The sequence below is a fragment of the Sulfitobacter mediterraneus genome (assembly GCF_003054325.1).
Classification (GTDB): domain Bacteria; phylum Pseudomonadota; class Alphaproteobacteria; order Rhodobacterales; family Rhodobacteraceae; genus Sulfitobacter; species Sulfitobacter mediterraneus.
The window spans coordinates 439,024-449,202 of sequence record NZ_QBKU01000002.1 but is presented as its reverse complement, the minus strand read 5'-3'; the positions used below and the strand labels follow the sequence as shown (position 1 = coordinate 449,202).

General features: G+C 59.8%; 12 protein-coding genes. 10 read left to right on the top strand and 2 right to left on the bottom strand.

The features are described 5' to 3' along the window. Positions 1-98 precede the first annotated feature (98 nt). Genes C8N31_RS05285 through C8N31_RS05250 form a run of 9 tightly spaced genes read left to right on the top strand, consistent with a single transcriptional unit; the run spans position 99 to position 7,620 of the window. Positions 99-1,154, top strand: coding sequence for an ester cyclase (locus C8N31_RS05285; protein ID WP_025048765.1), 1,056 nt, complete (start codon positions 99-101; stop codon positions 1,152-1,154). Further along, on the top strand, positions 1,154-1,918 hold the full coding sequence (locus tag C8N31_RS05280; protein WP_025048766.1) for an SDR family NAD(P)-dependent oxidoreductase: 765 nt from the start codon (positions 1,154-1,156) through the stop codon (positions 1,916-1,918). The genes C8N31_RS05285 and C8N31_RS05280 overlap by 1 nt, the downstream gene beginning before the upstream one ends. Then, positions 1,918-2,937, top strand: coding sequence for a LacI family DNA-binding transcriptional regulator (locus C8N31_RS05275; protein WP_025048767.1), 1,020 nt, complete (start codon positions 1,918-1,920; stop codon positions 2,935-2,937). The genes C8N31_RS05280 and C8N31_RS05275 overlap by 1 nt, the downstream gene beginning before the upstream one ends. Continuing rightward, positions 2,934-3,923 carry a nuclear transport factor 2 family protein gene (locus tag C8N31_RS05270; RefSeq protein ID WP_025048768.1) on the top strand — a complete coding sequence of 330 codons (990 nt, stop codon included), beginning with the start codon at positions 2,934-2,936 and terminating at the stop codon, positions 3,921-3,923. Before C8N31_RS05275 ends, C8N31_RS05270 begins: the two co-directional genes overlap by 4 nt. Position 3,924: 1 nt before the next feature. Beyond that, entirely contained in the window at positions 3,925-4,062 is a 138-nt protein-coding gene (locus tag C8N31_RS20290) for a hypothetical protein (protein WP_156026904.1), read from the top strand. A gap of 55 nt (positions 4,063-4,117) precedes the next feature. Beyond that, positions 4,118-5,086, top strand: a complete 969-nt coding sequence (locus tag C8N31_RS05265) for a cupin domain-containing protein (RefSeq protein ID WP_025048769.1) — start codon at positions 4,118-4,120, stop codon at positions 5,084-5,086. A gap of 17 nt (positions 5,087-5,103) precedes the next feature. Next, on the top strand, positions 5,104-6,228 hold the full coding sequence (locus C8N31_RS05260; RefSeq protein WP_025048770.1) for a cobalamin-independent methionine synthase II family protein: 1,125 nt from the start codon (positions 5,104-5,106) through the stop codon (positions 6,226-6,228). A 29-nt stretch (positions 6,229-6,257) separates the two neighbouring features. After that, a complete protein-coding gene (locus C8N31_RS05255; protein ID WP_037918747.1) occupies positions 6,258-6,932 on the top strand; it encodes an alpha/beta fold hydrolase in 675 nt (224 codons plus the stop codon). Next, positions 6,925-7,620: an RraA family protein gene (locus C8N31_RS05250; protein ID WP_025048772.1), complete on the top strand. Its 696-nt coding sequence runs from the start codon at positions 6,925-6,927 to the stop codon at positions 7,618-7,620. The genes C8N31_RS05255 and C8N31_RS05250 overlap by 8 nt, the downstream gene beginning before the upstream one ends. 79 nt (positions 7,621-7,699) lie before the next feature. Here the strand turns inward: C8N31_RS05250 and C8N31_RS05245 are convergent, their stop codons facing one another. Continuing rightward, positions 7,700-8,986 carry a homoserine dehydrogenase gene (locus C8N31_RS05245; RefSeq protein WP_025048773.1) on the bottom strand — a complete coding sequence of 429 codons (1,287 nt, stop codon included), beginning with the start codon at positions 8,984-8,986 and terminating at the stop codon, positions 7,700-7,702. Positions 8,987-9,092: 106 nt separating this feature from the next. Further along, entirely contained in the window at positions 9,093-9,389 is a 297-nt protein-coding gene (locus tag C8N31_RS05240) for a hypothetical protein (protein ID WP_025048774.1), read from the bottom strand. A gap of 77 nt (positions 9,390-9,466) precedes the next feature. On the opposite strand from C8N31_RS05240, the gene C8N31_RS05235 reads away from it, so the two are divergent. Next, complete coding sequence (locus C8N31_RS05235) at positions 9,467-10,054, top strand: TetR/AcrR family transcriptional regulator (protein WP_025048775.1); 588 nt, start codon at positions 9,467-9,469, stop codon at positions 10,052-10,054. The last annotated feature ends 125 nt before the right edge of the window (positions 10,055-10,179 follow it).

The following is a 10,179-nucleotide window of genomic DNA, read 5'->3' as shown; positions in this document are numbered from 1 at the left end:
CTGTGCCTGCTCGAAGGCTTTGTCGGCCACGCCGAACAATGCAACCTGCGCGTCCGCCGCTATGGCGGCCAGAACGTGCCATATGGCGAGGCGGCTGAATGACGCAAGACTGCCATGATGCAAATAAAGCGGCCCTCGCGGCCCTGCGGGCGGCCCAGTACAACTGGGACGCGGCGGGCCTGCGCAAGGCGCTGGATGACGTCACTGCGCCGGACTCAGTGTTTCACCACTGCCACCCTTTCGGGGACCTGATCGGGGCAGAGGCGTTTTATGACGGGGCTTTGGCCCCGCTTCGGGCCGCTTGGCCCGACGTAGAGCGGCGTGACTGGATCGTGATGGCGGGACAGGATGGCGACGGGGCAGATTGGGTCGGCTGCGGGGGGCATTTCTACGGCACCTTTGCCGCGCCGTTTCTGGACATCCCGCCAACGGGCCATTTGTGCCATATGCGGTTCCACGAGTTTTACCGGTTCGAGAACGGCAAAGTGGTGGAGTTTCAGGCGATCTGGGACATCCCCGAAGTGATGATGCAGGCCAATGCCTGGCCTATGTCGCCCTCTCTGGGACGCGAGTTTTGCGTGCCGGGGCCATCCACTTGTGACGGGCTAAATCGCCCCACACGTGATCCGGCGCAAAGCCAGCAAAGCTGTGATTTGATCGTCGAAATGCTCGACCATCTCAAGCTGCACCCGTCAAAAGGTGGACCCGAAGTGATGCAGATGCCCAAATTCTGGGACGCGCGTATGAACTGGTACGGGCCTGCGGGCATCGGCACCGGGCGCGGCTATGCGGGTTTCCGCAATTGGCACCAGATCCCGTTTCTGGGCGGCATGCCGGACCGGGGCCAATATGTGGATGACATCACCTATCACTTCTTTGGCGACAACAATTATGCTGCCGTCACGGGCTGGCCCAATATGATCCAGACCGTGACCCATGATGGCTGGATGGGCATTGCGCCTTCGGGCAAGAAAATCACCATGCGGTCGCTGGATTTCTGGCGTATTGAAGATGGCAAGATCCGCGAGAACTGGGTGACGGTCGATATCCTTGATGCCTACCGGCAATTGGGCGTCGATGTCTTTGCCCGTCTGCGGGAATTTAACAAAGCCCGCGTGCCCGGCGCGGTGCCTTTCCCAGTAGGAGACCCCTGATGGAATTGCCTTCAACACCGTCCTTTCGTTTGGATGGAAAACGCGCCCTTGTTGCGGGCGCGTCTTCCGGTATTGGTCTGGCCTGCGCCGCCGCACTTGCAGAGGCAGGCGCCTCTGTCACGCTAGCGGCGCGGCGGCGCGGCGCTTTGGAAGACTGCGCAGCGGCCTTTGCACAAAAGGGCTGGAGCGCGGAGATCATGCCGCTGGATATTGGCGATCTGGAGGGCACCCGCGCAGCGGTGGCCGCTGCCGATCCGTTTGATATCTTGCTCAATGCTGCTGGCACGGCGCGGCATGCGCCGGCGCTGAACACAACGTCAGAGGATTTTGACGCGGTGATGGGGGTGAACGTGCGCGGCACCTATTTCCTGACCCAAGCCGTGGCGCAGGGGTTGATGGATGCGGGCAAGCCCGGCTCATTGATCACGATCTCCAGCCAGATGGGCCATGTCGGCGGGCAGGAACGGGCGCTTTATTGTGCGTCCAAACATGCCGTTGAAGGCATGACCAAAGCGATGGCGATTGAATGGGGTCCGTCGAAGATCCGCATCAACACCATTTGCCCGACCTTCATCCTGACCGACCTCACGCGCCCGACTTTTGACGATCCAGCCAAACGCGCCTGGATCGAGGAAAAGATCAAACTGGGCCGCGCTGGCGAGGTTGAGGATATCATGGGCGCTGCGGTCTATCTGGCCTCTGATGCCTCTGCACTTGTCACTGGCACAGCGATGTTGATCGACGGAGGGTGGACAGCAGACTGATGGCGCAGAACAAGGTCACCTCAGCAGAAGTTGCCGCACGTGCGGGCGTGAGCCAATCGGCGGTCAGCCGGGTGTTTACACCCGGCGCGTCGGCCTCGGCCAAGACTGTGGAAAAGGTGCGCACTGCGGCGGCGGAGCTGGGTTATCGGCCAAATGTTCTGGCCCGCGCGATGGTGTCGGGGCGCAGCCGCATTATCGGTCTGGTGGTGGCCTATCTGGAAAACCAATTCTATCCCGTCGCACTTGAACTGCTCTCGAATGCATTGCAGGCCAAGGGCTATCATATCCTGATCTTTACCGCGCCAAACTCTACCGATGGCATTGACAGCGTTTTGCAGGATCTGATGGATTATCAGGTGGATGGCATTGTCGCGGCGTCGGTTTCGATGAGTTCGGATTTGGCCGCGCGGGCGCGGTCGGCGGGCATTCCTGTGGTGCTGTTCAACCGCGGTCAGATTGGCGAGGGGTTCTCTAACGTCACCTCAAACAACGTGTTGGGCGGCGCCAAGGTGGCCGAATTCCTGATGGCTGGCGGGCATGAAAGGATCGCTCATATTGCCGGTTGGCAGGGCAGTTCGACGGGCCGAGACCGCCAAGAAGGTTTTGTTAGTGCGCTTGAAGCGGCAGGGCACGAACCGTTTGACGTGCTGGAAGGCATGTACAAACGCGATATCGCAATGGCGGCGGCGCGGTCTTTGGTGGACCGGCCCGATCCGGCAGATGCGATTTTTGTGGGCAACGATCACATGGCCTTTGCCGTGATGGACGCGGTCCGCGATGCCGGGATGACCCCCGGCAGAGATATTTCGATCGTGGGATATGACGATGTGCCGATGGCCAGCTGGGGGGCATATGACCTCACCACGCTGCGGCAACCGGTCAATCGCATGGTCGATGCAACGGTCGAGACACTGATCGACCAGATCGAAACCACGGCCGGATCCCCCGGTCTGTTTGAAATAGAAGGCGAGCTGATTGTACGCAGCTCGGCACGCATTCCTGAAGGATGGACACAATGAAAGGGTTTGACCCTAAATTCACCGATTTTCCCGACTATATCATTGGTATCACCAAAGAGATCTGGGAAGATCGCGGCATTTCCACGCTGCACCAATATTATGCGCCCGATATCGTTGTCCGCTCACCTGCCTCGGTTGTGGTTGGCAATGAAGGGGTGATTGCGGCCACCATGGCCACGCTGGCGGAATTCCCTGACCGGACCCTTTTTGGCGAAGACGTCATCTGGTCCGGCACGCCCGAGGAGGGCATGCTCAGCTCGCACCGGCTCTATTCAACGGCGACGCACAGCAATCCGGGCGTTTATGGCGCGGCAACGGGCAAGAAACTGGGGTACCGGATTCTTGCCGATTGTCATGCCATCGACAACCAGATCAACGATGAATGGCTGATCCGCGATCAGGGTGCGATTGTGCGCCAGATGGGTGTGGACCCCAAGGATTTTGCCCGCGATTTGATTGCCCGTGAGGGCGGCGCAGAAAACTGCGTGCGTCCCTATACACCTGCAAATGACGTTGAAGGCCCCTACAAGGGCACCGGCAATGACAATGAGTGGGGCCAACGTTACGCCGATATCCTGACCCGTATCATGAACGCGGATTTCACCGTGATCCCGCAGGAATATGACCGCGCGGCGAACCTGTGTTATCCGGGCGGTGTTGAAACGCTATCCTTTGAAGGGGCTGACCAGTTCTGGATGGGTCTGCGGGCATCGTTCCCTGATGCAGAATTCAAGATCCATCACACGATTGGCCGCGATGATCCGATGATGCCGCCCCGCGCCGCATTGCGTTGGACTTTGCACGGCAAGCACAGCGGTTGGGGCAGCTTTGGCGTGCCGACAGGCACAGACGTGTTCATCCTTGGTGCCAGCCACGCGGAATTCGGGGCGCTTGTCGGCGGTCAGCCCAAGCTCCGCCGCGAATGGTCTTTGTTCGACGAAACCGCAGTTTGGAAGCAGATCCTGCTTCAGACCGGAGACCTTTGATATGAGTGCAGGGCCTCAGCCCTTCTGCCAGACATCGGGCCTGTGCGAGACCGCGCAGACCCGGCGTTTGCATGCGTTTTTCCAAAGTCGTCGTGCGCGGCGGCTGAACCTGCGCCCACCCGGAGTTTCGGTGATCTGACCGGGCCATTGGCCCAAACCCAAAACCAGACAACTGAACAAACGGAAATTTACATATGACACGCGCAGACATCGAAAAACGCATCGTTCGCTATGGTGAGTTGAAGCCTTGCAAAACCGCCTTTATCGACGCCCATACACCGGGCAGCGATCAAAAGGAAAATTTCACCATTATCGGCGGCGGAGTTTCCGAAAGCCCGGACCAACATGTCCATATCCGCGACACGCCCGGCTTCAACATCGGCGCGGCGGGTCAACCGCCCAAATGCCGCAATTCCCTGCATAGCCACACCACGGCAGAGGTGTTCTTTGTCCTTAAAGGGCGCTGGCGCTTTTTCTGGGGCCTGCACGGCACAGCGGGCGAATTTATCGCTGAAGAAGGGGACATCTTTAACATTCCCACCGGCATTTTCCGCGGCTTTGAAAACGTCGGCACCGATTACGGGATGATCATGGCGATCCTCGGGGGCGACGATGCAGGCGGCGGCGTGACCTGGGCCCCGCATGTGATCGAAGAGGCCAGCGCGCATGGTCTGGTCCTGGGCGAGAACGGTGTGCTCTATGACAGCAAAAAAGGGCAAGAACTGCCGCACAACGTGTCGCCCATGCCATTGCTGAGCGCCGAACAACTCAAGGAATTCCCCGAAGTGCCGGTGGAAAATGTCGTGCCGCGTTATGTGGCGCGGTATTGGGATCTGATGGCACTGGCGGGCAAGAAACCGGCCAAAGTAATCGGCACCGATGCATTGCTCAAAGACAAGCCGGGGTTCGAGGTCGATTTCCTGACCCGTGGATCTATCGCGGATGAAATGCACAGCCACGACAATCACGTGGTGCTGATGCCGATGCGCGGTCATTGGACATTGCGTTTTGACGGTTTTGAAACTGTGCTAAACCCCGGTGATACCGCGTTGATCAATCCGCAGGAGGCGCATGCGCTTGCGCCCTCCATGACCGGCGAGGCCAGCCTTTACCGTGTGACCGCGACCGATGATCCGGCCGGCGCAACCTGGACTGCAAACTAAACAAGGGAAGAGCCCACATGACAACGATCAAAACCACCCATGTGGGCTCTTTGCCCCGGACCCAAGAGGTCGTGGATTTCATTTTCGCCCGCGAAAACAAGGAAGACTACGATCTGGCGGCCTTTGATGCCGCGATGACGGCGGCGGTGTCAGACACCGTGCGCAAACAGCTCGAGGCAGGCGTCAGCATTGTCTCGGACGGGGAAACCTCCAAGATCAGCTATGCCACCTATGTCAAAGACCGCTATACCGGATTTGACGGCGACAGCCCGCGCCACGCCCCTGCGGATCTCAAGAAATTCCCCGGCTTTCTCAAACGCTTGGCCGATGATGGCGGCACGCCGCAATATGCCCGCCCGATGTGTGTGGGGCCGGTCAAATCCAAAGGGCAGGGCGAGCTTGAGAAAGACATCGCCAATCTTAAGGCGGCGATGGCCAGCCATGGCGCAGAACGCGGCTTTATGAATGCGGCATCGCCCGGTGTGATCTCGCTGTTCTTGCAGAACGACCATTATGCCACCCGCGAGGCCTATCTGGCGGCGCTTGCCGATGCGATGAAGGATGAATACGAGGCGATTGTGGCCTCGGGTCTGGACCTGCAACTCGATTGCCCTGATCTGGCCCTGTCGCGGCACATGCTGTTCAATGACCTGAGCGATGCAGAGTTTGTGAAGATTGCCAATTCCCACGTTGAGGCGTTGAACCACGCGCTGCAAAACGTGCCAGAAGACAAGGTGCGCATTCACATCTGTTGGGGCAATTATGAGGGTCCGCATGTTTGCGACGTGCCAATGGCCACGATGTTTGACACGCTGATGTCTGCCAAGGCGCAGTATGTGTTGTTTGAAACGTCGAACCCGCGTCACGGTCACGAGTGGACCACCTTCCGCGACCGCAAGGCGGATATTCCGGATCACAAGGTGCTGGTGCCTGGCGTTGTCGACACCACCACCAACTTTGTCGAGCATCCCGAACTGGTCGCGCAGCGGACCCAGCGGTTTGTTGATATTGTGGGCAAGGACAGGGTCATCGCGGGCAGCGATTGCGGCTTTGGCACCTTTGCCGGATTTGGCACTGTGGACCCCGATATCGCCTATGCCAAACTGTCGGCATTGGCCGAAGGGGTGGCACTGGTCAAGTGACAACCCCGCTGGTTCTGTTGCCGGGCATGATGTGTGATGCCCGGCTGTTTTCCCCCCAGATCGACGTTTTCGGCGCGGGCCGTGCGGTAGAGGTCTATGACCTTGCCAGCGCGGACAGTGTCGAGGCCTTGGCCGATGAGATCCTTGCCGCCGCGCCGCCGCGCTTTGCCCTTGGCGGTCTTTCGATGGGCGGGATCGTTGCGATGGAGGTCTTGCGCCAAGCGCCGGAACGTGTGGCAGGGCTGGCGCTGATGGATACCAATCCGCTGGCGGAAAAAGACGACGTTAAGACGCGCCGCGCGCCGCAGATGGACAAGGCTCGCAATGGTCAGCTTGACAGCGTGATGCGCGACGAGATGAAGCCAAACTACCTCAGCGATGGGCCGCGCCGGGGCGAGATCCTAGATCTGTGTATGGATATGGCATTGGCGCTGGGGCCAGAGGTGTTTTGCCGCCAATCTGTTGCCCTGATGAACCGGCCTGACCAGACCGAAACCTTGCACCGCTATTCTGGTCCGGCGCTGGTGCTGTGCGGGAAGCAGGATCTGCTTTGCCCGGTGGAACGGCACGAATTGATGGCCGGGCTGATGCCGCAGTCACAGCTTTGCATCATCGAAGGCGCGGGGCATTTGCCGGTGCTGGAACAACCTGATGAAACAACCGCCGCGCTGCGCCGCTGGCTTGAGGAGATAGACAATGGATGAAGAACTGCTGGCGCTGCTGCGCTCTGTCGATACGCCAACCGTGTGCAACGCCATCGAGGTGGTAGAGGGCAAGCGCGGGTTTGACCGGTTCACGCGCGGCACGGTTTTGTGCAGTGATCCCGGCGCAGGGTCCATCGTGGGCCGCGCCCGTACCGCCAAAATCTCGGCGATTGCACCGCCGACCGAAGCGGCGGATGTGATCCGTGCCCGCCGCATGGATTATTACCGCCACATGGCCAGCGGCCCGCGCCCTGCAATGGCGGTTGTGGAAGACGTGGATGGCGATGCGGCCATCGGTGCCTATTGGGGCGAGATCAACACCAGCGTTCACAAGGGGTTCGGCCTTGCCGGGGCGCTGACCAACGGGGTGATGCGCGATTTGGGGGATTTGCCGGACAACTTTCCGGTGATTGCCGGATCGGTTGGGCCAAGCCACGGCTTTGTGCATGTGCTGGAAATCGCAACACCAGTCACCGTGTTTGGTATGAAAGTTGCAGACAACGAGATGGTGCATGCGGACCGCCACGGCGCATTGGTGATCCCGGACGATTATCTGGGCGCTGTTGGCGGGGCGATTGCCAAGCTGCTTGAAACAGAGAAAATCGTGCTGAATGCCGCCCGCGCACCGGGCTTTGACTTTGCCAGCTTTGAGGCGGCTTGGGCTGAATTTGAACGCCAACGCACGTAAGCCAGTTATCAGATGCAAAAAAGGCGCGGGATCAAATGATCTCGCGCCTTTTTGCTATCAGATTGGGATCTGCCCGCGATCAGACCTCTTCGATGCGCAGGGCGACCGGTTCACCGGCCAGAACGCCTGTGCCGTGCATATTTTCAAGGGCTGCCTCAAGCGCGGCATGGGTGGTTTTGTGTGTGACAATCAACACCGGCGCGGATGGCGCGTCATGCTCATACTGGCGCATCCGGTAAATGCTCACGCCCGCTTCGCCCAAGACGGTGGCAATCTTGGCCAAGGCGCCCGGTTTGTCGACCAAAGCCATGCGTAGGTAATAGGGGGCTGCGGCCTGTGATTGTGCCGATTGCGCGGTTTCCAGCGATGCGGCAGGTTGGCCAAAGACCGACCCTGTCCAGCCGCGTGCAATGTCGCAGACATCGGCCATCACCGCGCTTGCGGTTGGACCTTCGCCCGCACCTGCGCCGCGCAGAACGATCTGGCCAACGGCATCGCCTTCGATGACCACCATATTGGTGCCGCCATCCAGTTGCCCCAGCGGTGATGTTTCGGGGACAAGGCAAGGCTGCATACGCTGCTCCAGCCCGCGGCCGGTCTTTTGCGCCACGCCCAAGAGCTTGATTTTATAGCCCATATCGGCGGCGGCGGTGATATCTTCGATGCTGACCCGCTCAATCCCTTCCAGCTGGATGCCGTCAAAATCGACCTTGGTGCCAAAGGCGATGGAGCTGAGGATGGCCAGCTTATGCGCGGCGTCAATGCCGCCCACATCAAGCTGCGGGTCTGCCTCCAGATAGCCAAGGCCATCCGCCTCGGCAAAGATTTCCTGATAGGTTTTGCCGGAATTTTCCATGCGCGTCAGGATGTAGTTGCACGAGCCGTTCATGACCCCCATCACGCGCTTGATCTCGTTGCCAGCCAGCCCTTCGAACAGGGTCTTGATCACCGGAATGCCACCTGCGACAGCGGCCTCATAGCGCAGGGTCAAACCCTTGCTTTCGGCCAGTTCCGCCAACGCCTGACCGTGAATGGCCAGCATCGCCTTGTTGGCGGTGACCACATGTTTGCCCGCTTTCAAGGCGGCCTCGGTGGCGTCTTTTGCGGGGCCGTCTTCGCCGCCCATCAGTTCGACAAAAACATCAACATCGTCGCGGGTGGCGAGGGCCACGGGATCATCTTCCCATGCGTAGCCAGACAGCGAAATACCGCGATCCCGGCCTTTGCTGCGGGCGGAAACCGCGGAAATGGTGATCTCTCGTCCAGTGCGGGCGGACAGCAGTGCCGCTTGCTGGCGAATGATGCGCACAACACCAACACCCACCGTGCCCAAACCGGCGATACCAAGGCGAAGCGGGTCAGACATGAGAGGTTCCTTTGCAGCAATTCTAAATAAATCAGGCGCTGCCCAATGCGGCAGACGTTAAAGGCGATGTAGCGGGTTCAGGCGGCGCTTGCAACGCGCCAGATGCCTATTGCAGGCCTTCTTGCAGGCGTTGTTTTTCCCTGCCCGTGAGCACAGTGCCGCGCAGGCGGTCCGCACGGGCGCGCAGCCCGGCCAGGCGGCTGTTCAGTTGGGCCTGCGTCTCGGCTGGATCAACGCGGATCGGGTCCGTGCTGGTCTGCAGGGTGGAGAGCGGCACAAGCGTTGCGTAATCGGCGTTGCGCACTTCGGGGCGAATGCTGTCATCAAGCTGCGGAAACGGTGTGCAGCCCGCCGCTAAAAGCAGCGCAAGGGCACAGATGTATGAAGAACGCGGATGCATCATGGCCCCGTTTTTGCATCAGTGGGGCAGGGCGTGCAAGCGGGCTTTGCTTTTGAACGATTGTTCATTAAATTGACCCCATGGCAAGAACCACCGGATCCCACTCAGATATCACCGGCCCCCGTGTGCGGGCTGCAGCGTTGCGATTGTTTGCCCAGGGCGGCTATGCGGCGGTGTCGATGCGGGCGATTGCGGCAGAGGTCGGCGTGCAGGCTGGGGCGCTGTATAACTACACGCCGGACAAACAATCGCTGCTGTTTGATCTGATGCAGGGACATATGACCGACCTGCTGGCTGAAGTGCCTGAAACCGCAGGCAAGCCCGCGTTGGATGCGCTTCAGTATTTTGTGGAGTTCCACATTCGGTTCCACGCCGATCGCCCGGACGAAGTGTTCATCGCCTATATGGAATTGCGCAACCTGACGCCCGAGAATTTCAGTCAGATTGAAGCCCTGCGACGGCGCTATGAGGATCACCTTGAGGCGATCTTGCAAGTGGGGGCGGCGGAAGGTGTCTTTGCCGTCAGTGACACCAAGATCGTCACACTGGCGATCATCGCGATGCTGACCGGAGTGAACACCTGGTTCCGGTCCGGCGGGCGCCTGTCGCTGAACGAAGTTGTGGCGCAATATTGGGATATGGTGCGCAAGGCGGTTGGCGCAGGGTGACGCGCATAACTGCTGTTGGTGATGGGCGCTTGTGGTGCTCTTGAGTTTTTCTGGCCAAATGAAGAGAGGGGCGTTTGCCACATTGGCGTGGGATGCCTTGCGGGATGGGCGGCGGGGGTGCGCCG

Excerpts from the sequence above, each read along its gene's own strand:
- C8N31_RS05250 (WP_025048772.1), top strand. The coding sequence starts at position 6,925 with ATGGATGAAGAACTGCTGGCGCTGCTGCGCTCTGTCGATACGCCAACC.
- C8N31_RS05235 (WP_025048775.1), top strand. The coding sequence starts at position 9,467 with ATGGCAAGAACCACCGGATCCCACTCAGATATCACCGGCCCCCGTGTG.
- C8N31_RS05285 (WP_025048765.1), top strand. The coding sequence starts at position 99 with ATGACGCAAGACTGCCATGATGCAAATAAAGCGGCCCTCGCGGCCCTG.
- C8N31_RS05280 (WP_025048766.1), top strand. The coding sequence starts at position 1,154 with ATGGAATTGCCTTCAACACCGTCCTTTCGTTTGGATGGAAAACGCGCC.
- C8N31_RS05270 (WP_025048768.1), top strand. The coding sequence starts at position 2,934 with ATGAAAGGGTTTGACCCTAAATTCACCGATTTTCCCGACTATATCATT.
- C8N31_RS20290 (WP_156026904.1), top strand. The coding sequence starts at position 3,925 with ATGAGTGCAGGGCCTCAGCCCTTCTGCCAGACATCGGGCCTGTGCGAG.
- C8N31_RS05265 (WP_025048769.1), top strand. The coding sequence starts at position 4,118 with ATGACACGCGCAGACATCGAAAAACGCATCGTTCGCTATGGTGAGTTG.
- C8N31_RS05275 (WP_025048767.1), top strand. The coding sequence starts at position 1,918 with ATGGCGCAGAACAAGGTCACCTCAGCAGAAGTTGCCGCACGTGCGGGC.
- C8N31_RS05245 (WP_025048773.1), bottom strand. The coding sequence starts at position 8,986 with ATGTCTGACCCGCTTCGCCTTGGTATCGCCGGTTTGGGCACGGTGGGT.
- C8N31_RS05240 (WP_025048774.1), bottom strand. The coding sequence starts at position 9,389 with ATGATGCATCCGCGTTCTTCATACATCTGTGCCCTTGCGCTGCTTTTA.
- C8N31_RS05255 (WP_037918747.1), top strand. The coding sequence starts at position 6,258 with ATGTGTGATGCCCGGCTGTTTTCCCCCCAGATCGACGTTTTCGGCGCG.
- C8N31_RS05260 (WP_025048770.1), top strand. The coding sequence starts at position 5,104 with ATGACAACGATCAAAACCACCCATGTGGGCTCTTTGCCCCGGACCCAA.